General features: G+C 70.2%; 30 protein-coding genes and 2 pseudogenes. 16 read left to right on the top strand and 16 right to left on the bottom strand.

The features are described 5' to 3' along the window. Positions 1-107 precede the first annotated feature (107 nt). Positions 108-1,244: an aminotransferase class V-fold PLP-dependent enzyme gene (locus tag AB0H62_RS23460; protein WP_360588128.1), complete on the top strand. Its 1,137-nt coding sequence runs from the start codon at positions 108-110 to the stop codon at positions 1,242-1,244. Further along, a complete protein-coding gene (locus AB0H62_RS23465; RefSeq protein ID WP_360588130.1) occupies positions 1,241-2,494 on the top strand; it encodes an amidohydrolase family protein in 1,254 nt (417 codons plus the stop codon). The genes AB0H62_RS23460 and AB0H62_RS23465 overlap by 4 nt, the downstream gene beginning before the upstream one ends. Positions 2,495-2,739: 245 nt before the next feature. Here the strand turns inward: AB0H62_RS23465 and AB0H62_RS23470 are convergent, their stop codons facing one another. From AB0H62_RS23470 to mftR, 4 genes and pseudogenes are all read right to left on the bottom strand, one after another. Next, entirely contained in the window at positions 2,740-3,573 is an 834-nt protein-coding gene (locus AB0H62_RS23470) for a spermidine synthase (protein ID WP_360588132.1), read from the bottom strand. Next, positions 3,570-3,962, bottom strand: coding sequence for an adenosylmethionine decarboxylase (gene speD / locus AB0H62_RS23475; RefSeq protein WP_354866797.1), 393 nt, complete (start codon positions 3,960-3,962; stop codon positions 3,570-3,572). The genes AB0H62_RS23470 and speD overlap by 4 nt, the downstream gene beginning before the upstream one ends. A 60-nt stretch (positions 3,963-4,022) precedes the next feature. Then, positions 4,023-5,147 (bottom strand): annotated as a pseudogene (locus tag AB0H62_RS23480) (type III PLP-dependent enzyme); the annotation flags it as partial. Then, positions 5,144-5,791 carry a mycofactocin system transcriptional regulator gene (gene mftR / locus AB0H62_RS23485; protein ID WP_360588134.1) on the bottom strand — a complete coding sequence of 216 codons (648 nt, stop codon included), beginning with the start codon at positions 5,789-5,791 and terminating at the stop codon, positions 5,144-5,146. The pseudogene AB0H62_RS23480 and the gene mftR, both read right to left, overlap by 4 nt. Positions 5,792-5,888: 97 nt before the next feature. Here mftR and mftA point away from each other — a divergent pair, with 97 nt between their 5' ends. The 9 genes and pseudogenes from mftA (at position 5,889) to AB0H62_RS23530 (ending at position 13,032) form a co-directional block, all read left to right on the top strand. Further along, positions 5,889-5,984, top strand: coding sequence for a mycofactocin precursor MftA (mftA, locus tag AB0H62_RS23490; protein ID WP_220239654.1), 96 nt, complete (start codon positions 5,889-5,891; stop codon positions 5,982-5,984). Next, the gene (gene mftB / locus AB0H62_RS23495; RefSeq protein WP_220239655.1) at positions 5,974-6,261 is read left to right on the top strand and encodes a mycofactocin biosynthesis chaperone MftB; all 288 of its coding nucleotides are present in this window, start codon (positions 5,974-5,976) and stop codon (positions 6,259-6,261) included. The genes mftA and mftB overlap by 11 nt, the downstream gene beginning before the upstream one ends. Next, on the top strand, positions 6,261-7,454 hold the full coding sequence (gene mftC, locus AB0H62_RS23500) for a mycofactocin radical SAM maturase (RefSeq protein WP_220239656.1): 1,194 nt from the start codon (positions 6,261-6,263) through the stop codon (positions 7,452-7,454). Before mftB ends, mftC begins: the two co-directional genes overlap by 1 nt. A 1-nt stretch (position 7,455) precedes the next feature. After that, a complete protein-coding gene (gene mftE, locus AB0H62_RS23505) occupies positions 7,456-8,145 on the top strand; it encodes a mycofactocin biosynthesis peptidyl-dipeptidase MftE (protein ID WP_220239657.1) in 690 nt (229 codons plus the stop codon). Further along, positions 8,142-8,921, top strand: a complete 780-nt coding sequence (locus tag AB0H62_RS23510; protein WP_360588138.1) for a mycofactocin-coupled SDR family oxidoreductase — start codon at positions 8,142-8,144, stop codon at positions 8,919-8,921. The genes mftE and AB0H62_RS23510 overlap by 4 nt, the downstream gene beginning before the upstream one ends. Continuing rightward, positions 8,918-10,339, top strand: a complete 1,422-nt coding sequence (gene mftF, locus AB0H62_RS23515) for a mycofactocin biosynthesis glycosyltransferase MftF (protein ID WP_360588140.1) — start codon at positions 8,918-8,920, stop codon at positions 10,337-10,339. Before AB0H62_RS23510 ends, mftF begins: the two co-directional genes overlap by 4 nt. Next, a complete protein-coding gene (gene mftD / locus AB0H62_RS23520) occupies positions 10,336-11,529 on the top strand; it encodes a pre-mycofactocin synthase MftD (protein WP_360588142.1) in 1,194 nt (397 codons plus the stop codon). The genes mftF and mftD overlap by 4 nt, the downstream gene beginning before the upstream one ends. A 58-nt stretch (positions 11,530-11,587) precedes the next feature. Continuing rightward, a pseudogene (locus AB0H62_RS23525) lies at positions 11,588-11,946 on the top strand (dihydropteroate synthase); the annotation flags it as partial. 162 nt (positions 11,947-12,108) lie between these two features. Beyond that, complete coding sequence (locus AB0H62_RS23530) at positions 12,109-13,032, top strand: cysteine synthase family protein (RefSeq protein ID WP_360588178.1); 924 nt, start codon at positions 12,109-12,111, stop codon at positions 13,030-13,032. A 22-nt stretch (positions 13,033-13,054) separates the two neighbouring features. On the opposite strand, the gene AB0H62_RS23535 is transcribed toward AB0H62_RS23530, so the two are convergent. Both AB0H62_RS23535 and AB0H62_RS23540 read right to left on the bottom strand, forming a co-directional pair. Then, complete coding sequence (locus AB0H62_RS23535; protein ID WP_360588144.1) at positions 13,055-14,518, bottom strand: amidase family protein; 1,464 nt, start codon at positions 14,516-14,518, stop codon at positions 13,055-13,057. Between the two features lie 39 nt (positions 14,519-14,557). After that, complete coding sequence (locus tag AB0H62_RS23540) at positions 14,558-15,160, bottom strand: DUF302 domain-containing protein (RefSeq protein ID WP_360588146.1); 603 nt, start codon at positions 15,158-15,160, stop codon at positions 14,558-14,560. Positions 15,161-15,179: 19 nt separating this feature from the next. On the opposite strand from AB0H62_RS23540, the gene AB0H62_RS23545 reads away from it, so the two are divergent. The 3 genes from AB0H62_RS23545 (at position 15,180) to AB0H62_RS23555 (ending at position 16,473) form a co-directional block, all read left to right on the top strand. Then, positions 15,180-15,788, top strand: coding sequence for a TetR/AcrR family transcriptional regulator (locus AB0H62_RS23545; protein ID WP_220239664.1), 609 nt, complete (start codon positions 15,180-15,182; stop codon positions 15,786-15,788). Between the two features lie 140 nt (positions 15,789-15,928). Next, entirely contained in the window at positions 15,929-16,102 is a 174-nt protein-coding gene (locus AB0H62_RS23550) for a hypothetical protein (RefSeq protein ID WP_220239665.1), read from the top strand. A gap of 77 nt (positions 16,103-16,179) precedes the next feature. Beyond that, positions 16,180-16,473 (top strand): hypothetical protein, encoded by a 294-nt coding sequence (locus tag AB0H62_RS23555; RefSeq protein ID WP_220239666.1) that lies wholly within the window; start codon positions 16,180-16,182, stop codon positions 16,471-16,473. A 9-nt stretch (positions 16,474-16,482) separates the two neighbouring features. On the opposite strand, the gene AB0H62_RS23560 is transcribed toward AB0H62_RS23555, so the two are convergent. After that, a complete protein-coding gene (locus AB0H62_RS23560) occupies positions 16,483-17,802 on the bottom strand; it encodes a DUF4474 domain-containing protein (RefSeq protein ID WP_360588149.1) in 1,320 nt (439 codons plus the stop codon). After that, on the bottom strand, positions 17,799-18,107 hold the full coding sequence (locus AB0H62_RS23565; protein ID WP_220239668.1) for a hypothetical protein: 309 nt from the start codon (positions 18,105-18,107) through the stop codon (positions 17,799-17,801). The genes AB0H62_RS23560 and AB0H62_RS23565 overlap by 4 nt, the downstream gene beginning before the upstream one ends. Before the next feature lie 186 nt (positions 18,108-18,293). Between AB0H62_RS23565 and AB0H62_RS23570 the strand changes: the two genes are divergently transcribed. Next, positions 18,294-18,896, top strand: a complete 603-nt coding sequence (locus AB0H62_RS23570; RefSeq protein ID WP_220239669.1) for an LLM class flavin-dependent oxidoreductase — start codon at positions 18,294-18,296, stop codon at positions 18,894-18,896. A gap of 165 nt (positions 18,897-19,061) precedes the next feature. Continuing rightward, positions 19,062-19,712 carry a PhoU domain-containing protein gene (locus AB0H62_RS23575; protein ID WP_255637867.1) on the top strand — a complete coding sequence of 217 codons (651 nt, stop codon included), beginning with the start codon at positions 19,062-19,064 and terminating at the stop codon, positions 19,710-19,712. Here the strand turns inward: AB0H62_RS23575 and AB0H62_RS23580 are convergent. The 8 genes from AB0H62_RS23580 to gvpO all read right to left on the bottom strand — a co-directional run bounded on the left by AB0H62_RS23580 (position 19,634) and on the right by gvpO (position 23,610). Then, on the bottom strand, positions 19,634-20,215 hold the full coding sequence (locus tag AB0H62_RS23580; protein WP_255637869.1) for a DUF2231 domain-containing protein: 582 nt from the start codon (positions 20,213-20,215) through the stop codon (positions 19,634-19,636). The genes AB0H62_RS23575 and AB0H62_RS23580 overlap by 79 nt on opposite strands. Positions 20,216-20,422: 207 nt before the next feature. After that, positions 20,423-20,623 (bottom strand): hypothetical protein, encoded by a 201-nt coding sequence (locus tag AB0H62_RS23585; RefSeq protein WP_220239670.1) that lies wholly within the window; start codon positions 20,621-20,623, stop codon positions 20,423-20,425. 50 nt (positions 20,624-20,673) lie between these two features. Continuing rightward, a complete protein-coding gene (locus AB0H62_RS23590) occupies positions 20,674-21,489 on the bottom strand; it encodes a hypothetical protein (protein WP_220239671.1) in 816 nt (271 codons plus the stop codon). Positions 21,490-21,700: 211 nt separating this feature from the next. Beyond that, positions 21,701-21,991 carry a gas vesicle protein K gene (locus AB0H62_RS23595; RefSeq protein ID WP_360588153.1) on the bottom strand — a complete coding sequence of 97 codons (291 nt, stop codon included), beginning with the start codon at positions 21,989-21,991 and terminating at the stop codon, positions 21,701-21,703. Beyond that, the gene (locus AB0H62_RS23600) at positions 21,984-22,169 is read right to left on the bottom strand and encodes a gas vesicle protein (RefSeq protein WP_360588155.1); all 186 of its coding nucleotides are present in this window, start codon (positions 22,167-22,169) and stop codon (positions 21,984-21,986) included. The genes AB0H62_RS23595 and AB0H62_RS23600 overlap by 8 nt, the downstream gene beginning before the upstream one ends. Further along, on the bottom strand, positions 22,166-22,936 hold the full coding sequence (locus tag AB0H62_RS23605) for a GvpL/GvpF family gas vesicle protein (protein ID WP_220239674.1): 771 nt from the start codon (positions 22,934-22,936) through the stop codon (positions 22,166-22,168). The genes AB0H62_RS23600 and AB0H62_RS23605 overlap by 4 nt, the downstream gene beginning before the upstream one ends. Further along, on the bottom strand, positions 22,923-23,279 hold the full coding sequence (locus AB0H62_RS23610) for a gas vesicle protein (protein WP_220247619.1): 357 nt from the start codon (positions 23,277-23,279) through the stop codon (positions 22,923-22,925). The genes AB0H62_RS23605 and AB0H62_RS23610 overlap by 14 nt, the downstream gene beginning before the upstream one ends. A 1-nt stretch (position 23,280) precedes the next feature. Further along, on the bottom strand, positions 23,281-23,610 hold the full coding sequence (gene gvpO / locus AB0H62_RS23615; RefSeq protein WP_220239675.1) for a gas vesicle protein GvpO: 330 nt from the start codon (positions 23,608-23,610) through the stop codon (positions 23,281-23,283).

Genomic DNA, 23,610 nt, shown 5'->3' on the forward strand with positions numbered 1-23,610 from the left:
GTGATGGCCCCTGCTCCGTCAACCGGCAATCCCGGGTATTGCGCAGCCAGGCTTTCGCATGTTCACTGTGACTGACCAAGACCACAAGTTGCGCACGGAGGTGACTCGTGGACCCGCAGCGGTTCCGAGAGCAGTTCCCCAGTCTCGTCGACACGACGCACCTCGCGTCGTGCAGCCAGGGCGCCATCGCCACCAGGGTGACCGCCGCGCTGGCCGAGTTCGCGTACCTGCTGCGCGACCAGGGAGCGCCGTGGGGACCGTGGATGTCCGAAGTGGAGCGTCTGCGGACGTCGATCGCGGCGTTCCTCGGCGCGAGCGCGGACGAGATCGCTTTGGTGCCTTCGGCTTCGCACGCCGCGTACCAGGCTGTCGGGGCGCTGCGCTTCGCCGAGGAAGACGTCGTCGTGTCGATGGCCGCCGAGTTCCCCAGCGTCGGCCAGGTGCTGCACGCGTGCCGCCCGGGCGAAGGGCAGATGCGCTGGGTCGACGACGCGTCGATGCGCGAGCGCGGCGTGGTCGAGGCTTACCGCGCGCAGATCGACGAGCGGACGCGGCTGGTGTCGATCCCGTTGGCGCTCTACACCAACGGTTCGCTGCAGCCGGTCAACGAGATCGCCAAGCTGGCCCGCGAAGTCGGTGCCCGAGTGCTGGTCGACGCGTACCAGGCGACGGGCGTCGTGCCGGTCGACGTGGCCGAGATCGACTGCGACTACTTGGTGACCGGCACGCTGAAGTACCTGCTCGGGCTGCCCGGCGTCGCCGCGCTGTACGCCCGGGCCGGCGTCGAGGACGAGCAGCGGCCGACGATGACCGGCTGGTTCGGCCGGACCGACCCGTTCGGCTTCGATCCGGTGGCGCTCGACGGACCGGCCGCGGCGCGCCGCTTCGAGTCCGGCACCCCGGGCATTCCCGCGGTGTACGCGGCGCAGGCCGGACTCCAGGTGCTGGCCGAGGTGGACCCGGTGGCGCGCTGGCGGCACGTGGCGAGCCTCGTCGAGGAGGCCACCGCGCGGCTGACCGAGGCCGGCGAGGTGCTGAGCCTCCCGATGCCCGACGCCCGCCCTGGGCCGCAGGTCGCCTTGGTCGACGCCGATCCCGACGCGCTGGGCCGGTTCTTCGCCGAGCGGCGGATCGTCACGTCGCCGCGCGGGTCGATCCTGCGGGCCGCGTTCCACTACTACAACAGCAGCGAAGACGTCGAGAAGTTCTGCGCGGCGCTGGCGGAGTACCGGCGGTCGGCATGACCGGGATCTACACGGCCGCCCGGCTGCTGACCGACTCGGCGGCGCCCCTGATCGAGGACGCCGCGGTGTGCGTCGAGGACGGGCTGATCACCTACGCCGGGCCACGTGCTTCGGCTCCGCGCGCCGACGACGCCACCGATCTCGGCGACACGACGCTGATGCCGGGCCTGATCGACTGCCACGTACACCTGTCCCTCGACCCCGCCGCGGGCGCCGTCACCCTCGCCGGGCCGGACGACGAGGACGCCCTGCGCCACCGCATGATCGCCAACGCCCGGCGGCTGCTGGACGCCGGCGTCACCACCGCCCGCGACCTCGGCGCACCCGGCACCCTCGGCACCGAGATCCGCGACCTCCTGCCGACCCTGCCCGAGGCGGCGCCCCGGATCCTCGCCGCGAACGCGCCGATCACCGTGACCGGCGGCCACGCCGAGTCCATGGGCGGCGCCGCGGACGGCGTCGCCCAGCTGCGCATGCGGGTGCGACGCCACGCCCAGGACGGGGTCGACCTGATCAAGGTCATGACCACCGGCGGGTTCATGACCCCCGGCAGCCACCCGTCGGAAGCGCGCTACACCACCGCGGAGCTCACCGCGCTGGTGACCGAGGCCCACGCACTCGGCCTCCCGGTGACCACCCACGCCCTGGGCGTGGAAGGCATCGACCGCGCGGTCACGGCCGGCGTCGACTGCATCGAACACTGCGGCTGGGTCACCCGCACCGGCACCCGCTTCGACCCGGCCATCGCGGCCCGCATCGTCGCCGGCGGCATCGCCGTGAGCCCCACCATGAACTCCGCCTGCACCGCCGCGGAGTACTTCTGCCCCTGGGACGAACGCGACACCGTGCTCGACAACCTCCGCCGGCTGGTGGCCCTCGGCGCGACCATCGTGGCCGGCACGGACGCCGGCATCCCCCTCGTCCACTTCGACCGCTACGCCGACGGCCTCGACCTGCTGGCCGAAACCGGTATGTCGCCCCGCGGCGTCCTGGCGAGCGCCACCGATGTCGCCGCGTCGGTCTGCGGGCTGTCCACCGTCACCGGCCGCTTGGCTCCCGGGCTGAGCGCGGACCTCATCGCGGTGGCCGGTGACCCGACCGAAGACCTGTCGACCTTGCACCGGCCCCGGTTCGTGCTGGCCGCGGGCCGCCGCCATCTCCCTCGCCCACCTCGGACCGACGTGGCGGACGAGCGCGAGCGGGAACGCTTGCGGCGCACCATGACGGAGGGCGCGGGCCGCACTTCCTGAGGTTGTGACCCTACCGGTGTGAGTACTCGTCGCTACTACTCTCGCGGCGCACGAACCGGCCGCGGCGGCGATTCCCCGAGTGGCTGCGTCGTTGCGGGCGAGGGCTGGTTGATGGTGATGATCTGGACGCCGTCGCGTGCCTCGACCAGGACGGGGGGCTGCTCTTCGGGGGGTCTGACCGAGCCGTCAACACGCATGAACTTCGTGGCCAGCGTCAACGGCGCGCGCGAGGGAGCACCAGCCGATCAGCGGCGGAGACTGAGCGGCGGCACCGTGGATCCGCGCAGGGTCGGCTCGTCGATCGTCTCCGGGCGGTACGGCAGGGTCGCCCAGCGCCGCACCATGGTGTCCACCGGCGCGTCGAGCTCGGTGCCGAAGAGGAACGCCCACTCGTGCTCGTCCGAGCCGAAGTACACCGGCGAGGGGAACGTCTCCGTGAACCGGTGCCAGCACTTCACGAGCGTCGAGTTGCGCCAGAGCGTCGGGCAGCCAGCCTGGTATGCCACCACCCCGCCGGGGGTGAGCAGGTTCCGGCACAGCCGCAGGAAATCCGTGCCGTACAAGCGGTTGTGCTGCGCGTCGGTGCCGTCCTGCTCGTCGGGCAGGTCGACCACCACGATGTCGTACTTCTCGGTGGAGGCGCGGATGAATTCCCAGCCGTCGGCGTAGTGCACGCGGATCGCGCCGTCGCCACGCTCGGCGGCGGCCAGCTCGGCGGCCGAATAGCCGTAGGGCAGGTGTTGCGCGCACAGCCGCACCGCCTGAGCGTCGATGTCCACGTGGTCGACGACCGACGCGCCCGCCTGCACCGCGAGCCGGCACACCACACCTTCGCTCGACCCGACGACCAGCACCCGGTTCACCTGGGCGGCCAGCAGCAGCGCGGGCACGAGCAGGGCCTCGTGGTAGACGAGCTGGCTCAGCTCGGTGCTCTGCCGCTCGTCGTCGCAGAACAACGAGATGCCCTGGGCGGTCTTGCCGATCACCAGGTGCTGGTAGTCGGTGCGGGTGTCGACGAGCACGTCCGAGACCTGCCAGGCCCGCGTCAGGCCCGCGCCGACCGATTCCGTGATGTTCACCGTGCGTCCTGTCCTCTGTGGATGGTGCTGGTCCTGGCCGCCGTCGCGCCGAGCATGTCCTGCAACAGCTGCACAGCCAGTTCGGGGTCCGCGCGGCGCCCGCACGTGAACACGTCGACGAACACCGACCCGCGTTCGGGATAGGAGTGGATCGACGCGTGCGATTCCGACAGCAACGCGACCACGGTCACCCCCTGCGGGTCGAACCGCGTGGACGTCACCTCCCGCACGGTCGCGCCGGCCTTGCGCAACGCGCGTGCCAAGCTGTCGCACAGGAATTCGACGTCGTCGAGCAGTTCGGCCGCCACACCCGAGAACTCGGCGAGCACGTGCCGGCCGGCGAACTCGCCGATCTCCTCGGGTTCTCCGCCGACGAAGTACGTTTTCAACGGCGGGAACCCGTTGAACGACACCGACGAGTAGCTCTGCGTGTAGGCGCCTGTGCTCAGGATGTCCACGTGGTCACCGGCCGTCAACCCGAGCGGCAGGCGGTACGGAGTGCGAAGGTAGAGCACGTCGTCGCCGTCGCACGTGGGGCCGGCGACGACGACCGGGCCGTCGGGAGTTCCGTCGAGCGCGGTCTCCAGGCGATAGGCGATGGCCTCGTTCTCGGTCTCGGCCAGCCCGCCGTACCGGCCGATGTCCAGGTACACCCAGCGTTTTTCGTCGGTCACGGACTTGCGCGACACCAGCACGACCTCGCTGCGGATCAGCCCGGCGTCGGCCACCACCGCCCGGCCGGGCTCGAACGCGAGGTCCGGCGCGACGGGGAAGTGCCGCGCGATCGACGCCCGGATGGCCGCCGCGTACTCGGCGAGCGGCGGGGGCGTGGTCGTGTACCGGCCCGGCAGCCCGCCGCCGATGTTCAAGCCGCGCAACGCAACACCGCGCGCCGCCACCTCGCGTGTCACCCTCGCGGCGGTGGCGACCCCGGCCTCCCAGGCCCGCGGGTCGAGGTGCTGCGAGCCGACGTGGAACGCGACGCCTTCCGGGTCCAGCCCCAGGGCGGCGGCCCGCGTGAGGAGGTCCACCGCCATCTCCGGGGCGCAGCCGAACTTCTGCCCGAACGGGGTCTGCGAGCCGGAGCTGTCCACGAGGACGCGGCACGACACCGTCGACCCGGGCGCGTGCTCGGCGAGGTTGGCGAGGTCCTCGGCGCTGTCGAACGTGAACCGGCGAACCCCGGCCCGGAACGCGAACGCGATGTCCCGGGCCTTCTTCACGGTGTTGCCGTACGAGATCAGCTCGGGGCGTGCGCCCTGGGCGAGGCAGAGCTCGATCTCCTCGCGGCCGGCGACGTCGAAGCCCGCGCCGGCCCGGACGAGCAACCGCACGATCTCCGGCGCCGGGTTCGCCTTCACCGCGTAGTACATCCGCGCGTCGGGCAGCGCCTCGCGAAGCCGGTCATGGCTTTCCCGCACCGCGTCGAGATCGATCACGAGGCAGGGTGTCGGGGGTCTCCGGTCGTCCAGGAACGCCCGAGCTCGTTCCGGCGCCGGTGGTCGGACGTCGATCACAGGCGCTGAGTATAGGGGTGTTTCCGCTGGTGCCGGGCCGGATTCGGCACGCCTCACACGCGCTCGGCCGGCGGATCGGGCTCGGTGGTCAGCACGGGGTCGGCGAACCCGGCGGCCAGGGCTTTCAGCGCGGCCTCCAGGTACACCGTGAGGTCGGCGTCGGCGCGCGCGGACCAGCGCTCGTAGGCGGCGCGGCAGGTGGCGAGCACCGAACGGCCGACCGTGAGCGGGTAGAGGGAGTCCGTGGGCTGGCCGATGCGCCGGGCGACGAAATCGGCGACGGCGCGTTCCCAGGCGTCGTAGTGAATGGTGGCGCTGGCGGCGAGGTCGGGGATGGTGCTGATCAGGCTCATGCGCTTGCGCAGCTCCGGCACGTCCTCGGCGCTGTAGTGGTTGGCCTCGAGCACGGCGCGGAGCACGGCCTCCATGACGGTCAGGTCTTCGGGCACCGCGGCGAGCAGCGACCGGATCGTGGCCACCTCGTGGTCGAACTCGTTCCACAGCACGTCGGCTTTGGTGTCGTAGTAGCGGAAGAACGTGCGCTTGGTGACGCCGGCCGCGGACGCGATCTCCTCGACCGTGGTCTCGTGGAAACCCTGCTCGGTGAACAGCCTGAGGGCGATGACCTCGAGCTCGCGGGCGCTCGTGCCCGGCGGCCGGCCGCGGCGGGAGGCGCGAGGGGCGGGGGCGTCAGTGCTCATCGGGTGACCGTTCGTCGGGAGTCTTGTCTTTCGTCACGCGGTGACGTTACTCTCCCTGATATTCGTCGCGAGGTGACGAAAATCGAAGGAGGTCCTGATGGACGACACCACCGCCGAGGTCGAGGCCACGGACGTGGCCGAAGACCTGCTGGTCGAAGAGGTCTCGATCGACGGAATGTGCGGTGTCTACTGACCCCGCGCCGTTCGAGCTGGATGGCGCCTGGGAGCTCGACGCCCAGGTGTCCGTCCGGCCCGAGCGGTTCGGCGCGCTGCTGTACCACTTCGGCACGCGCCGCCTGTCCTTCCTGAAGAACCCGACGCTGCTGGCCGTGGTGCGAGCCCTGCCGGAGCAGGCGACCGCCCGCGCGGCCTGCGCGGAAGCCGGCGTGGCCCCGGCCGAGCTGCCCCGTTATCGCGGTGCGCTGGCCACGCTGGCCGCTTCGCGGATGATCCGCCCGAGGAGTGTGTGATGTCGCTGGTCGAGGAGTTCCAGTACGGGCTCGACGCGCCGATCTGCCTGACGTGGGAGCTGACCTACGCGTGCAACCTGTCGTGCGTGCACTGCCTGTCCTCGTCCGGGCGGCGGGATCCGCGCGAGCTGAGTACGGCCGAGTGCAAGGCGCTGATCGACGAGTTCGAGCGGATGCAGGTCTTCTACGTGAACATCGGCGGCGGTGAGCCGACGGTGCGCCCGGACTTCTGGGAGCTCGTCGACTACGCGACCGAGCACCACGTGGGCGTGAAGTTCTCCACCAACGGCATCAAGATCACCGACGAGGTGGCGCGCAAGCTCGCCACGAGCGACTACGTCGACGTGCAGATCTCCCTCGACGGTGCCACCGAGGAAGTGAACGACGCCGTGCGCGGCCCGGGTTCGTACCGCACCGCGGTGCGGGCCATGGAACGCTTGCGGGACGCGGGTTTCGCAGACTTCAAGGTGTCCGTTGTGGTCACCCGGCAGAACGCCGGGCAGCTGGATGCGTTCAAGGCCATCGCCGATCGCCACGGTGCCCAGCTGCGCCTGACCCGGCTGCGTCCTTCGGGCCGTGGCGCGGACGTCTGGGACGAGCTGCACCCGACGGCCGCCCAGCAGCGCGAGCTCTACGACTGGCTCGTCGCCAACGGCGACAACGTGCTCACCGGCGACTCGTTCTTCCATCTCGCCGGCTACGGCGACGGCGGCCTGCCGGGGCTGAACCTGTGCGGCGCCGGGCGTGTGGTGTGCCTGGTCGACCCGGTCGGCGACGTCTACGCCTGCCCATTCGCCATCCACGACACGTTCCTCGCCGGCAACATCCGCTCCGACGGCGGGTTCGCCCCCGTGTGGCGGGATTCGGAGTTGTTCGCCGAGCTCCGCAGTCCCCAGACCGGGGGTGCGTGCACGTCGTGCTCCGCGTACGACTCCTGCCGCGGCGGCTGCATGGCGGCGAAGTTCTTCACCGGCCTGCCGCTCGACGGCCCCGACCCGGAATGCGTGCGGGGACAGGGGGAACTGGCGCTGGCCGGGGTCGCGCCGGGCAGCGCGCCGAAGCCGTCGCTGGACCACTCGCACCGCGGCGCCCCCTCCCGGCGCCGCACCGGCCCGGTGCCGGTCACCATCGGCCTGCGGCGCCCGCCGGAGCGCGCCTGCGACGAGAGCCCGCTGGCCGGGTTCGGGCACTGAGATGCAGCTGTCCGACTTGCCGTTCCCGGAGGTCGCGCGGCGCGCCGCGGCGGGCGCCGTCCTCGCGGTGCCGATCGGCGCGACCGAGCAGCACGGTCCCCACCTGCCGCTGTCCACCGATACCGACATCGCCCTCGCGCTGTGCGAGGCGCTCGCGGCGGCGCGGCCCGAGGTCCTGATCGCGCCCGCGGTCGCGTACGGGTCCAGCGGCGAACACGCCGGTTTCGCCGGCACGCTGTCCATCGGGCAGGCCGCGACCGAGCTGCTCCTGGTCGAACTGGGCCGGTCGGCCACGGAGACGTTCGGCCGGGTCCTGTTCGTGTCCGCGCACGGCGGCAACGCGGAACCGGTCGCCCGCGCCGTCGCCACGCTGAGGTCGGAATCCCGCGACGTCTCCGTCTTCCAGCCCCGCTGGAGCGGCGAGCCTCACGCCGGTGCTCCGGAGACCGCTCTGCAGCTCGTCTTGCGGCCGGCCGCGGTGCGCATGGAGCGGGCCGTCGCGGGGGACCGGCGTCCGTTGAGTGAAGTGCTGCCGCTGCTGCGATCCGGAGGCGTGCGGGCCATCACGGACACCGGCGTCCTCGGCGACCCGACCGGAGCCACGGCGGCCGAAGGCCACGTGCTGCTGGATACGTTGACCGCTCAGCTCCTCGCGCACGTCGCGGCCTGGCTTCCGGTGGTGGCCTCGTGAGCCCCCGCGTCGCCCTCGTCACCGGCGCCGCGCGCGGCATCGGCGCGGCGACCACCCGGCGGCTGGCTTCGGACGGCTGGGCCGTTCTGGCCGTCGACCTCGCCGCCGACGATCCGGCTTTGCCCTACAGGATGGGCACTCTCGCTGAACTGTCCACTGTGGCCGAACACCCGAACGTCGTGGCGCGCGTCGCCGACGTTCGCGACCGAGCCGCGCTGGCCTCCGCCGTCTCCGAAGCCGAAGAACGCTGGGGCGGCCTCGACGCGGTCATCGCGGCGGCGGGCGTGATCGCCGGTGGCGTTCCGCTGTGGGAAGTTCCTGAGGAGCAGGAAGACGCTGTGCTCGACATCGACCTCCGGGGCGTCGTGAACCTCGCGCGCGCCGCGATCCCGGCGTTGCTGCGCCGCCCGGCGCCACGCTCGGGCCGGTTCCTGGCCGTGGCCTCCGCCGCGGCGACGCGGGGGCTGCCCATGCTCGCGGCGTATTGCGCCGCCAAAGCCGGTGTCGCCGGGCTCGTCCGCGCGCTCGGCGTGGAACTGGGCAACACCGGGGTAACCGCCAACGCCGTCAGCCCGGGTTCCACCGACACGCCGATCCTGGCCGAAAGCGCCCGGCTCTACGACCTGCCCGCGGCCGCCGCGTTCGCCACTCAGCAGCCGATGGACCGGCTGCTGGACCCGGACGAAGTCGCCGCGGTGCTGGCGTTCCTCGCCGGTCCGGACAGCAGCGGGATGACGGGCTCGGTCGTACCTGTGGACGGAGGGCTGGCCCTGTGACCGAGCCTTTGCCACACGGCTTCCGTGTCGTCCTCGATCCCGGCACCAAGCAGCTCACCGGCGCCCTGTGGTTCGGCGGCTCCCCGGCCCGCGTGCTGCGCCTGACGGCCGCCGGGCAGAAAGCTTGGCGCACCCTCGAAAACGGCCCGGTCGACTCACCGGCGACCGGTGCACTGGCGCGCCGGTTCACCGACGCCGGCCTCGCGCACCCCGTGCCGCCACCTCCGCGGAACCCGCCGGACCTCACCATTGTCGTCCCGGTGCACGACCGCGCGGACGAGCTCGCTCGGTGCCTGGCCGGGCTCGACGGAGCCCACCCCGTCCTGGTCGTCGACGACGCCTCCGCCGACCCGGCCGCGATCGCGGCCGTGGCGGCCGCGCACGGCGCGAAGCTGGTGCGCCGCGACACCAACGGCGGTCCCGCCGCCGCGCGCAACACCGCGCTCGACCACGTCACCACCGAGCTCATCGCCTTTCTCGACAGCGACTGCGTCCCCCGTCCCGAATGGACAGACCGGCTCGCCGCCCACTTCGCCGACCCGCTGCTCGCCGCGGTGGCGCCGCGGATCCGCCCTCTCGCGCCCGACACCACGGCCGGCCGCTACACCCGCGCCGCCGGCAGCCTCGACCTCGGCGACCAGCAGGCGCGCGTCGCGCCGGGGACCCGGGTGTCCTACGTCCCGACCGCCGCACTCGTGGCCCGCCGCTCCGCCCTCGAGGCGGTGGCCCAGGGCGGGGCGGTGTTCGACCCGGCGATGCGGGTCGGTGAGGACGTCGACCTGGTCTGGCGCCTGCACGCCGCCGGCCTGCGCGTGCGCTACGACCCGTCCGTCCTCGTCGATCACGAAGAACCCACCACCTGGCGCGGACTGCTGTCGCGCCGCTTCCGCTACGGCACGTCCGCCGCGCCGCTGACCCAACGGCATCCCGACGCGATGGCACCGCTCGTCCTGCACCCCTGGCCGACACTCACGGTCGCCGGCCTCCTCACCAGGAAGCCACTCGCCGCCGCCGCCGGATTCGCCGGGGCGGTGCTGAGCATGCGCAAAACCCTTCAGCAGGGCGACATTCCCACCGACGGCGTCACCCGCGCGATGGCCACCGCCGTCCACCAGACCTGGCTCGGCGCCGGCCGCTACACCACGCAGTACGCCGCGCCGGCCCTGGTCGCCGTGCTGCTCGCCGGCGGTCGCCACCGCCTGGCCGCCGCGTCCCTGCTCCTCGGCCCGCCCCTCGCGAGCTGGCTCACCCGCCGCCCCGACCTCGACCCGGTGCGCTACAGCGCCGCCGCGGTCGCCGACGACCTCGCCTACGGCGCCGGCGTCTGGGCCGGCTGCCTCACCCACCGCACGGCCGCGCCCCTGCGTCCCCGCGTCGCGTGGCGTCCTCTCCGCATCGACCGCAAGGAAAACCGATGAGCAGCACCTGGTTCGAATCCGTCGCCGAAGCCCAGCGCAGGGCCAAAAAACGCCTGCCCGGCTCCGTCTACTCGGCACTCCTCGCCGGGTCCGAAAAAGGCCTCACCCTCGCCGACAACCTCGGCGCGTTCGACGAACTGCGCTTCGCCCCGCGCACCGCCGGGCACTCCGCGCAGCGCGAGCTCGCCACGACAGTGCTCGGCCGCGACGTCGCCCTGCCCGTGGTGATCTCGCCCACCGGCGTGCAGGCGGTCCACCCCGACGGCGAGGTCGCGGTCGCCCGCGCCGCCGCCGCGCGCGGCACGTCGATGGGCCTGTCGTCGTTCGGCAGCAAGCCGATCGAGGAGGTCGTCGCCGCCAACCCGAACACCTACTTCCAGGTCTACTGGACGGGCACGCGCGACGACATCCTCCAACGGCTCGACCGCGCCCGCACGGCCGGAGCCGTCGGCATCATCCTCACCCTCGACTGGTCGTTCTCCCACAGCCGCGACTGGGGCAGCCCCCACATCCCGGACAAGCTCACTCCGCGCGAGCTGCTCCGGTTCGCGCCGGAAAGCCTGCGGCACCCGCGCTGGCTCTACAGCTACGCCCGCACCCGCCGGCTGCCCGACCTGTCCGTGCCCAACATGACCCCGCCCGGCGGCACCGCGCCCACCTTCTTCGGCGCGTACGGGCAGTGGATGCAGACCACCCCGCCGACGTGGGACGACGTGCGCTGGCTGCGCGAGCAGTGGGACGGCCCGTTCCTGCTCAAGGGCGTCATCCGCGTCGACGAGGCCCGCCGCGCCGTCGACGCCGGCGTCAGCGCCATCTCCGTGTCCAACCACGGCGGCAACAACCTCGACGGCACCCCCGCCACCATCCGCGCCCTGCCCGCGATCGCCGACGCCGTCGGCTCCGACGTGGAAGTCCTGCTCGACGGCGGCATCCGCCGCGGCAGCGACGTCGTCAAGGCCCTCGCCCTCGGCGCCCGCGCCGTGCTCATCGGCCGCGCCTACCTCTGGGGCCTCGCCGCGAACGGCCAGGCCGGCGTCGAGAACGTGCTCGACGTCCTGCGCAACGGCATCGACTCCACCCTGCTCGCCCTCGGCCACCGCTCGGTCCACGACCTCAGCCGCGAGGACGTCGTGGTGCCGGACGGGTTCGTCCACGCTCTGGGTTCCGATGTCCGCGCCACCGCTCACTGACCGCGCGCCGGGGATCCGGCTGGGACGGCACGAGTTCACGGGCGAGGAGTTCCTCACCATGGCGATCGTCAACCGCACCCCGGACTCCTTCTACGACAAGGGCGCCACCTGGAACGAGCAGGCCGCGTACGACCGCGTGCGCCAGGTCGTGGCCGAGGGCGCCGAGATCGTCGACATCGGCGGGGTGAAGGCGGCGCCCGGCGAAGGGGTCACCGCCGCCGAGGAGATCCGCCGGATCGTCGACTTCGTCGCGAACGTGCGCGCCGAGCACCCCGACGTCGTCATCAGCGTGGACACCTGGCGCGCGAAGCCTGCGCCGCCGGCGCGGACCTGATCAACGACACCTGGGGCGGCTACGACCCGGACTTGGCCGTCGTGGCCGCGCAGGCCGGCGTCGGCCTGGTCTGCACCCACACCGGGCGCGACGGTGGGTGGGTGAAGAGGCGGTGGTGGACTTCAGGGCCGAGCCGTGTTTCGGTGATCGCCACGATCTGCGTTCAATCGGAGGGGCAGAGCCCGCGCTGCGCGCGAGCACGGCGGGAGAGGGGTTCGATGATGCGAGCAGGGATCGCTTCGTCAGTGCTCGACGCCATCGGAGGAACCCCTCTGGTGCGGCTGAGCCACGTCGTGCCCGGCGAGGCGGCGCAGGTTCTGGTGAAGCTCGAAGGTGGGAATCCCACGGGAAGTTACAAGGACCGGATGGCGCTGGCCATGATCGAAGGAGCCGAGCGCGCCGGTGTGCTTCAGCGCGGCCGGCGTGTTGTGGAGTACACCGGCGGCAGCACGGGCTCTTCCCTGGCGTTCATTTGTGCTGTCAAAGGGTATCCGCTGTCCATTGTGACTTCGGATGCCTTCGCGCCGGAGAAGCTGAGCACCATGAGAGCGTTCGGCGCCGACCTGACCGTGGTCCCGAGCGAGGGTGGGCGGATCACGCCTTCGCTGTTCGACCGGATGCGTGAAGAGGTTGACCGCATCGTCGCCCGAGAGGGCGCCTTCTGGACGGATCAGTTCCGCAACACGCACGCTCTGGCGGGCTACGAGCGGATGGGCCGTGAAATCCTCGAGCAGGCACGAGCCGGGGGCGTGACCGTCGACGCCTTCTGCGCCGGCGTCGGGACCGGCGGCATGCTGGCCGGGGTCAATGCCGCGTTTCGCGCTGATCACCTTCCGACGCGGTTTGTCGCCCTCGAACCGGCGAGCTCGCCCATGCTCACGGCGGGACGCGGTGGTCCGCACCGGGTCGAAGGGATCGGTACGGGCATTATTCCGCCGTTGCTCACCTCGGCGGTCTTCGATGAGGCGAGGGCCGTCGACGAAGACGAGGCGCGCGGTCTGGCGTTGCGGCTGGCAAGGTGTGAAGGGCTTTTCGCCGGCACTTCGTCCGCGGTGAACGTCTCGGGCGCGATCACGCTCGCCCGGGAGCTCGGGCCCGGGCACAGCGTGGTGACCATCGCGGTCGACACCGGACTCAAGTACCTCAGCGGTGATCTCTTCACCGAGTAGCGTGGCGCTGTTCCTGACGTCTTCAGGCGGGTGCAGGCACAGTGCCGAAAACGGCCTGTGCCCGACGGGCCAGGTCTAGCAGCTCGCGGTCACGACCGTGGGCGCCGTCGATCTCGATGCCCAGCGGCAGGCCGTTTCCGGTCAGCCCGAGGGGGATGCTGATGCCCGGCAAGCCCGCCCCGCTCGTGGGGACGGTGTTCCTCGCGAGAACCAGCTCGTCCACCTCCTCACCGGCGATCGTGAACCGCGGCCGATCGTCGATCAGCGGTGCGGGGCAGGGCGTCGTGGGAAAGATCAGGGCGTCGAACCCGCTCCGGGTGAACACCTCGCCGAACCGGCGCCGGAGTTCCGGGCGGTCGACGGAAAGCGTGGTTTCGTAGGCGTCCTCAGGGAGGAATCCTTGGCCGCTCGGCAAGACCAGGTGACTCCACACTTCTTTGAGGCCGGGCTTGAGCTCGGTGAAGACGTCCTCGAAGGAGACCGGGAAGTTGTTGCGCAGTAGGAATTCGGAGACGGCTTGGTGCGCCTCGCGGAAGAAGAGGTTCCACGTCAGCCGGTCTGCCAGGGCGGAGAAGTCGTCGCCGAGGTCGATTTCACGGACTTCGGCACCGGCGTCGCGCAGGCGGTGCAGTGCGCTCGTGAACTGTGCTTCGGTCTCCGGATCGATCAACCGCAGGTAGTGGCTGGGTGCGTAAGCGAATCTCACCCCTTTCAGATCGGCGCGATCGGACGAGGGAGCGCCTGCCTCCCCGGTGACGATTCGGTCGATCAGCGCGCAGTCCTCGACGGTGCGGGCGAAGACGCCCGGCGTGTCGAGCGTGTGCGAAATCGGGGCGACCCCGCCGCGCGGCCATCGGCCCGTGGTCGGCTTGAAGCCCACCACACCGCACAGCGACGCCGGCACCCTGATCGAACCGACCGTGTCGCCCCCGAACGCGGCGGGCACGATCCGGGCCGCGACGGCTGCTGCCGAGCCGCTCGAAGATCCGCCGGAAACACGGTAGTGGCCGTAGGGGTTCTTCACCTGGCCGTAGCGCCTGTTGTGCCCGGTCAGCCCGAAGGACATCTCGACGAGGTTGTTCTTGCCGAACACGATGCCACCGGCATCCTTGATCGCGCCCACGACATCGGCGTCTTCGGCCGGTGTGAAACTTCCCAGGCTTTCCAGCCCGAGTGTCGTGGGGAGACCACGCGTCAGGTAGCTGTCTTTCACTCCGAGCGGGACGCCGAGCAGCGGCGCGCTGGAACCCGCGGCGCGGGCCTTGTCCGCCTCCGCGGCCGCGGTCAGCAAGGCGGATTCATCCACGGTGATGAACGAATTGAGGTCCGAGTACTTCCGAGCGTGCCGCAGAAGCGCGGCCGAGTACGACTCGGACGTGATGTCGCCCTGCCGGATAGCGGCGGCCGCTGCCGCCACTCCGAGTCCGGCCAGCTCGGTCTCCTCGGCCGTCGGCACGCTGTCGACGGAAATATCCTTGTCCTGCATGAATACCTCTCTACCAAAATGGTCCTGAGTGGACATTTGTCACATCTGCGGGAGAACGGGAACGTCCAACACTCGGAGGAGATCGACGACCTTGCGGTCCAGTTCCCGTCCGACGGCCGCGATCTCCGGGACCCCGAAGCTCGCGAACAGGGTGCTGGGCTGGTCGAGGGAGAACCGCGTGACCCCTTGCCGATCCTGATGGATCGTCGTTCGCAGCGGGGCGTGGAGCATCACCGCGGGGTCGTGCCGGTACATGCGTTCCGCGATGGTGTGGTTTCCCATCAGGTAGGCAGCGCAGGATCCCGCATTGCCCGCGAGCTGCATGAGCCCTCCGACGTCGGTGCTCCAGAACCGCATGAAGCCATGCGGCGCGTTCTCTGTCGCCGCCGCGAGCACGGTGTCCCAGCTCGCGTGCTCGGCGCGGTGTCGCGCCATCCGATCGAGGTCCAGCACCGGTACGGCTGCTTCGTAGCGATCCCTGAAGTCCTCAAAGGATGTTCCTGTGTCGATCGACCACCGGACGACCTCGTGGGAAACCGAGGCGATTTTCTGTGTGGACATGGGTTGCGGGCTCCTCTTCGGGAGAGTGAAGTAAAGCGATCGTTGTACTTGACCGTAGCAGGCTTCGCCGAAGAAGTACAACGATCGCTATACTTGCGGCATGGCATCAATCGAGGCGACGGTCAACGCCCCCAAGGGCGGCCGCGGGGCGCGCGAGCGCATCCTGCGCGCGGCGACCGAGCTGTTCACGAGCGACGGCATCCACGCCACGGGCATCGCGAAGCTGACCGACGTGGCGCACGTGTCGACCCGGACGCTCTACCAGCACTTCCCGAGCAAAGAGGCCCTGGTCAGCGCCTACGTGCAGTCGATCGAGTCCGACGACGACTTCCTCGCCGAGACCGCCCTGGGGCGCACCGACCTCAGCGCCCGCGAGCGTCTCCTGGCGCTGTTCGCCGAACGCCCGGCCGGCCCGGCTTCGGCCACGGTCGTCCGCGGCTGCCCCTTGCACAACACCGCCGTCGAAGCGGCCGGCACGATGCCGGAAGCCGCAGCGGTGGTCGAGCGCCACAAGCGGGAACTGGCCGCGCGCCTGATCGCCACGGCCGCCGAGGCGGGCGCCCCCGACCCGGAAACCCTGGGGCGGCGCCTCGCCGTGCTGTTCGAGGGCGCTCGCGCCCTGGCGACCTCGCTCAACGACCCCCGCCCGTTCGAAGACGCCGAAGCCCTCGCCAGGACACTGATCGACGGAGCGGCCGGGCTCGCCTGACAGCCGCGGTGCTCCGGCTGTGCGCGAGCCGGTGCGCGACTCCTCGTCGCGGGCGCTCAGCTCTCCAGGGCGCGCCTCGCACCGGCAGCCGCGGCAGCTTCGACGTCCCGAGGCTGTCGCCGAGGCGCACGATCCGCGGCGTGACCCTCGGCGACAGCGAGCCGGAAACGTTCGTCCCGATCCTCGTGGACGCCTACCGTCGCGGCGCGCTGCCGCTGGAACGCATCCAGCGCCGCTACCGCTTCGAGGAGATCAACCAGGCTGCCGCCGACGCCGCGTCCGGGAAGACCGTCAAGCCGGTTCTGGTGTTCTGATCGTTCGGCCGCGGGGTCGCATGGGCCGCCGCGCGAAATGCGCCTTTTCGCCCGCCCTGGCCGGATAGTGTGTGCCCATGACTGAGTCGAGACGTGCCGGCGAGACGTCGGAAGAGCTGGCCCGCACGTTGCGCGCCCGAGCCAGGAACGCCGCGGTCGCCGTGCTGCGCGAAGGGCTGGAAGAGATCGACGAACGGCACGGACAGGGCGTCGCCGACGAGGTCGCCGGGATGATCGACGTCGCAGAGGTGTTCGCCGGTCTCGCCGACCGCGAGGTTCCGGCACGGCCGAGCCGCGAAGGTCGTGGGAGCCGCGGGGGCCGCGAGGACGACGACGAGCCTTGGGAGTTCAGGCCGCTGACCTCGTTGTGACCCCGCCGGTCACTTTTTCCAGTCGTAGCTGAGCACGGGCGGGTGGTCGGACACCTTCGTGACGGTGAGGTTCTCTTCGGGGTGCGCGGCGGCGTACCGCGTCATCTCGTTGTAGATCCGGTCGCGCATGTCCGTGTCGCGAACCTCGATCGTGGCTCGCTGGCCCAGCTGGTCGGGGTGCACGCCCGGCTCGGAGCGGATCGCCAGGTTCCAGAAGTGCCGTTTGTCGCTGCCGTCGGCGCCCTGGCCGTCGTTGGTGAAGTAGACCTTGCCGCTTTCCTTGTCGTAGATCTGCTGGGTCACCTTGATCTGGTCGTCTCCCTGCGCGGCCGAGTAGTAGCCGGACGGGTCCTGGGACTGGGCGTCGCGGGCGTAGAACCCGACTTCGCCGCCGAACGCGCCGCCGAACCCGTAGCTGCCCTTCCACAGTTCCAGCCGGTACTGCTTCCCGGTTTTGGGGTCGGTGAACTCCATGTTGTCGCCTTGGGCGCTGGTGCGGTCGAGGTCCGCGCCGATGAGCTTCTCCATCTTGTCGTAGATGTCGTGCCAGCCGAGGTAGCTCTGCACCGAGTGCTCGCCGGTGGTGTAGAAATCGCCGCCCTCGACGTACTTGAAGCCGAAGTAGTCATAGATCTTCTGCGCGACCTCGGGGTCGCGCATGATCGTGTCCCAATCACCTTTGAGCAGGGCGAGATCGAGCTTCGGGTTTTTCGCGACGAGCGCGGCGAGGCCAGGGATCTCGCGCAGGATGAGCGCGGCGATCTCGGCCGGGTTCCGCTTCTCGGAGCCGGCGAGCTCCCAGATCTGGCCCGTTTTGTTGCGCAGCTTCAAACCCTCGGCGAGCAGGACCGCGTCGTAGGTCGTGACCACCCGCTGCAGGTCGGCGAGCAACACGAGGGCCTCGGCCTTGATGATCTTGTCCTGGGCCCAGGCGAACACGATGTTGCCCTTGCCGTGCGAGAGGTCCTTCCACACGTTGTCGAGTTTCGCCTGCAATTTCTCGGCGTCCTCGCGTTTGCTCCTGGCGTCGGACTGCGCCTTCGCCAGCGCGTCGCGCACGACTTCGAACGATTTCGCCGACTCTTCGAGGTCCTCGGCCTGGTCCTCGCGGTTCTTCTTGAAGGCATCCAGCGAGGAAAGGGCCGACTCCCCGGCCCCGCCGTGCCAGCTCTCGCTCAACTGCGTACGGACGCTTTCCACCAGCGATTTGGCGTCCTCGACCGATTCCTTGGTGGCTCTGCACGCCCGGGCCCGATCATCCAGTTCGGTCGTGCTGCCTTTCTCCACTTTGCCGGCGAGCTCACGGATCTTGTCGAACACCGCCGTCACCGGTCGATCCGTGCGAAACCGCTGTCCAGCGCTTTCAGGAACACGCCGCGTGCTTCGTCGTCGCTGCTGTCGTAACTCTTCGCGGCGTTGCCGATCGTTTCGACCAGACTGTCGACCTGCTGCTGTGCCGCGTCCAGATCTTCCTGCCGGGTCAGCAGCCAGACCTCGTAGTCGCCCGCGAAGCCACCGGCCCGATCCGTTCCACCCACGTTCGGCGCCCCCGGCGCGGACAGCGACGGCGGCGTCCCTTGGCCGAGCTTGGCCGCGGCGTTGCTGATGTTCTCGACATCGACCTCGAACCCCACAGAGCTTCCTTCCGCACAGTCCCGCTCGCCAAGCGGAAGTCACCGACGAGCCGAGTGACATCCCGTGTCGGTAATGTAACACTCGTCCGTTCTGAGACGTCGGGATTCCGTGCCCGGTTCCCTCACGGTCACGCGGGGTTCCTTCCCGGATCCTGGACCCCCCGGGCTTTTGTGCCGCCTTCACTTTTGCCCGGCCCCGCGCCGGCGCCGGCGGGCCGTATCGGGTCGCTGGAGCGCGCCGCGTTCCTGGCCGAGGTGACGAGTGAGCTGGGGCTCGTGCCGGTCGTGTCGACGACCTACACCGAACCGTTCCACGTGTCGTCCGCCCTCGCCGCGCTGGACCACATCGGCCACGGCCGGGCGGGCTGGGTCGTGGGCAGCACCGAGAACCCGGCGGCCGCGCTCGCCTGGAGCCGCCCCGCGGTGACGGGGGATACCGCGCTGCGCGAGGCCGCCGACGGCCTGCGGGTGGTGCGCGCGCTGTGGGACTCGTGGGAGGACGACGCGGTGGTCCGCGACGTGGCCACGAGCCGCTACCTGGACCGCGATCGCTTGCACTACATCGACTTCGAGGGCGAGACGTACTCGGTCAAGGGGCCGGCGATCGTGCCGCGGCCGCCGCAGGGCAACCCGGTCGTGTTCGCCGCGCCGGAGCTGGTCGATCCGGCGGACGCCGACGTCGCCCTGATCTCCGGCAGGGACCTCAGTGCGGTGGTCGCGGCGTCGAGCCGGGCGAGCGCCGCACCGCGCCGGTTCGCCGAGGTCGACAAGGGCCACGGCGGTCCGTAGCGCCGCTGCCTGGGGCACACGACCGTTTATCCGGCTGCATTCCGGGTACTCGTTTGCTCCGGCGTCGACTGCAGAGGTCCGGCGGCGGCGCAGCGTCACGAGTCGATCAGGGCCCGGCTGGGCTTGCTGACGCGGTGGCGGGAGGCGCGCGAGAGGTTGGGTTCGATGGCCATGCGACAAGCATTTCATCACGAGCTGGCTCGGCTCGGCGCCGAGATGACGGCGATGTGCGTCGCCTGCTCGGAGGCGATGCGACAGGCCACGGCGGCGTTGCTCACCGCGAACTTGGAGCTGGCCGAGCAGGTGCTCGGCAGCGACGTCGAGCTGGATCTGCAGCGCGCCGAGTGCGAAGAGCACGCTGAGGCGCTGTTGGCGTTGCAGGCCCCGGTCGCCCACGAGCTGCGACTCGTGCTCGCCGCGGTGTACTGCGCCGACAAACTCGAGCGCATGGGTGACCTCGCCGCGCACATCGCCGGCACCGCGCGCTTTCAGCACCCGGACCACCTCGACTCCGCCGAGCTGGAAGAGAAGTTTCGTCGCCTCGGCGACCTCACCGCGGGCATGGCCGACCGGCTCGCGGACATGATGGCGGCGCCGTTCGCGGGCATGTTCACCGAGCTGGACAACGCCGACCAGGCGGTGGACGACCTGCATGCTCAAGTGCTCGGCCTGATCACGAGCCAGGACTGGGCAGGCGGCGCCGCCGCGGCGGCCAACGCTGCCCTGCTGGCTCGGTTCTACGAGCGCTTCGGCGACCAGGCCGTGTCGGTGGCCAGACGCCTCGAATTCACCGTGACCGGAGCCGTGCCCGTCTGACTCTGTGCGCGCTGCCAGCGGAAGACCCCCGCGCCCTGGGCGTAGGAGAGGTGGCCGCCGAGCGCGCCACCGACACCGAGGACGAGCAGGCCGAGTACACCGAGCAACTTGCCCCCAGCCGCACCGCGGCGACGCCGGCGGTAGGAGGCGGCGAAGACCACGGTTGCGACGAGGTTGAGCACGAGATGGCAGAACCCGACCCGGCGCTGTCGCTCGTCGAGTACGTGGTAATCGGCCGCACCGAGAACCGCGGCCGCCGGAGCCGCCAGCAAGCCGATGCCCACGAGGCGACGGGCAGCTTCGTCGTTGCCCGGCACCAAGTCGAGCAGCGACGAGCACGCCCACGCGCCGATCGGGAGAGTAACCGCGACTGGGTGCAGTGGATGGCCGAGCCGGCGGCCTCGTAGCTCTTCGCCGGCCTGGCCGCTGAAGAACTCGTCCACCGGCCTCGCCACCGCGGCCGCGGGTGCGTCCAGCGCTTGGACGTCTTCGAGGGCGGACATCAGCCGGTGCGGCGGGGACTCCGTCGCAGTCCGGGTCCTGGTGTACCTGATCGCTGATGGTGAGTTATCGGTCATGACAGGGGCCTACCCCCACGGTCGGGCTCCAACCCTCACCGCGGAATCGACTTGTTCGCGCTCCCGCCGCTGGCCCGGGAAACGGGCCGCGCGGTGCGGCGGAGGCGGTGGCGTCGTCTTCGCAGCCGTCCATCATGGCCTCTCGTCCATCGCTTGGTGGATGACGTACCAGATATCCGAACCGTCTGCCTTGGCGTGGTGCAGTTCGCTCTTCGGCCCGCAGAGACAGTCGTCGCAGAAGTCGTGCCACACCACGTCTTCGATGGGCACCAGGTGCAAGCCGCCGTCGTCAGCCCAGACGTTCGCCCACTTGGCTCGCTGTTCGGGCTTCATCAGACCAGCTCCTCTTCTCCGGCGCCCGCGCCGATTCCTCGTCGCTCGGGTCAGGATCGGTGAGCGCCCTCGGTGGTGGCCCTGGGCTGGGCCTGGACAGGCGGTGCACCCGCCTGCTGCTCGGCTTTGTGCTTGGTGTCGGCGGCGTCCTGGGCGGCGCGCTGTTTGCCGATCGCCGGTTCGGACTTGATCTGGTCGTTCTCATCCCTGGCCTTCTCGTACCCGGAATTGACCAGGTGCGCGGCGGCGTCCCGGCCGCCGATGCCGAATGCCAGTGCCGCGGCCAGTGCCGCCGCGCCGACCAGCGCGGCGTAGGTGATCGTGACGATCACCGGGGAGATCCCCAGCTGAGTCAGGATCATGAAAACGGCGATCCCCATGATCATCGCCGGGGCGAGGGTGCGGGCGATCTTCCCGGTCGGGGTGTCGCCCATGGTGCGGTGCAGCAGCCCGCCGACCGCGCCGGCGACCGCGGCCGCGACGATGAAGATCAGCAGCGCGGCGATGACGTTGGGCAGGTAGCTCAGCACCTGGTTCATGAACGCGGTCAACGCCGGAATCCCCAGCGTCCCGATGGCCGAGGAGATCACGAACAGCATGATCACCCAGAACACGACCAGACCGACGAGCTTGGACGGGCTGCCCCGCGGGGAGAGTTTCTCCACGTAGTTCGCGCCGCCACCGGACTTCAGCCGGTCGTCGACCTTCGCCTTCTGCAGGCCCTTGGTGATGGCCTTGTCCAGCAGTTTGGCGATGATGAAGCCGATCAGTAGCACGAGAAGCGCGCCGATCAGCTGGGGCAGGTAGTTCACGAACGTCGTGAATGCGCTCTGCAGACTTTGCAGGATGTTGAAGCCGGTATTCATCGATCTCGTCCTCTCGTGGACAAAATTCGGTTACGTTGATGGGTAGGTCCCGAGTCTGCTGTTGCCGTTTCGGCTCTGGCGTTTCGAGCGGCGACAACCCGGGCAGGTTGTATTTCCGCTGCGTACCCGGTCGGCGGCCGGTCAAACACGCTGTTAGCACCAGACGGAATGCGTCGTTACCCGGTCATTCGATCTCGAAAGGAGGGAAACCCTATTCTTCGGAAAGCAGCGATCCCAGCGGTCCGAGATCGATGTTCAGTTCCCGCCGCTCCAGCCCGAAGTGATCGCACAATTCTTCCATGCGCAGATCGAGGTACATCAGCGTCTGGCCGATCTCCTCGACCTTGTCGTCGTCCAGATCGCCGTGGTCGACGCGGCGCAGCGCCTGGCGTTCCATGAGCTGGCGCAATAGTTCCACCACCGTCAGCACCAGGCTGACGAGGCTGCGTTCCGCCGTCTCGGGATCGGCGTCGATCCGGTTCTTCCGCTCGTCGTCACCCATGGGGCTGCTGCAATGCTGTGATCGACGTGATCAGGGTCCGCAGGGAAACGTGCACGAGATCGACGTCGGCGATGGACAGGGTGATTTCGCCGCTCACCACGACACCGCCCGCGAGTACGCGGTCGAGCAGGTCGATGAGGGCGACGTTGCGGTTTCCGGCGCGTACCGGCACAGTCATGGTTCCTCCGGTGTAGAGAACGAATACGGCGGCCATGGCCCGGTCAGCTCCACGGTGAGCATGGTGCTGTCCCGGCCACGCCAGTCCACCGCCTCGGCGAATCGCCCGGCTTCCGCGTCGTCGACGAGGTACGCGCCGTTGAGCATCATCGGCCCGTCCTGGTCGGTCAGCGCCCGGCTCTGCGGGGGGTGGGTGCAGGCGTCGGCCGCGAGTTCGCAGAGCGCGGCGTGGAGTCGGCTCACCTGGTCCGCGGCCCGCTGCTGACGTTCTTCCTGTGACGCCAGCGCGCTGCGCCGCCGCGCCAGGTAGGCAAATCCGGGGCCTTCGCCGTCCGGCACGGCCGCGGCGGGCTCCGGTTCGGACTGCAGGAATGCCTTCACCCCCCACTCGACCCGGCCCGAGACGTGCTCGAGCGTCCGCTCGAAATCGGTGCAGCGCTCCTCGACGGCGATCCGGACGGAGTCGTCGTCGTGGTACACCGTCGCGAGGCGGACGGGCGCCACCGGCCCCTGCTCGACGAGCGCCGCGACCACGGAGTCGTGCGCTCGCGCCACCGCGGCCAGCCAGTCGAGGTCCTCCAGGTTGCGACGCAAGGCTTCCGCGCCGAACGAGCCCAACGGGACATCGCCCACCACCGCGGCCAGCCTGCCCGCCGTGACGACCCGCGGGCGTTCGGCGGAGACGCCGGTCAGGCCGCCGAGTGCGGCGGCCCCGACTTCAGGCGTCACGGCGTACAGCCACACGCCCGTCTCGTCACTCTCGTTCATCGTCTTCCCCGCCGGCCTCGATGTATTCCGGCGCCGCCTCCAACTCGGCGACGCGCGCCCGAAGCTGCCGGTTCTCGTCTTGCAGCTTTCCGTTGTCACCGGTCAGCCACGGATCGCTCTCCCACCAGTTGATGCCCACCTCCCGGGCGGTCTCGAGCGAAGCGATCACCAGCCGCAGCTTGATCGTCAGCAGTTCGATGTCGAGCAGGTTGACCTGGATGTCCCCGGCGATGACCAGTCCCTTGTCCAGCACCCGTTCGAGGATGTCGCCGAGGTTCGCGGGCTGGCTTCCGGTAGCACCGAGCGAGCCCTGGGACCTGCTGACCGGTTGCCCCGATACCATCTCAGCTCCCCTCATTGCCGGTGCCGGACTTGCCGCGCGCGTACCGCCGCGTGCGGCGGAATGCGAGCAGGTCGCCTTCGGTGTCCAGCTCGATCTCGTACAGCGCCAGGATGTCGGCCGACGACGGGATGCGGTGCTCTTCGATCACTTCGACCTCGACGACCCAGCCGTCTTCGAGCGGCTCGACCGACGTGACGCCCACGGGTTCGTTCGTGATCAGCTCGTCCAGCTGACGCACCGCCGAAGCGGCCGCTGTCGAGGCGACCATGCCGTCGCGCCCCGATCGACGCCGGGTCGGCGGGGACCGGTCTTCACTTTTTGCGGTGGCCAT

This window comes from Amycolatopsis sp. NPDC050768 (assembly GCF_040654155.1).
In the GTDB taxonomy this organism is placed as follows: domain Bacteria; phylum Actinomycetota; class Actinomycetes; order Mycobacteriales; family Pseudonocardiaceae; genus Amycolatopsis.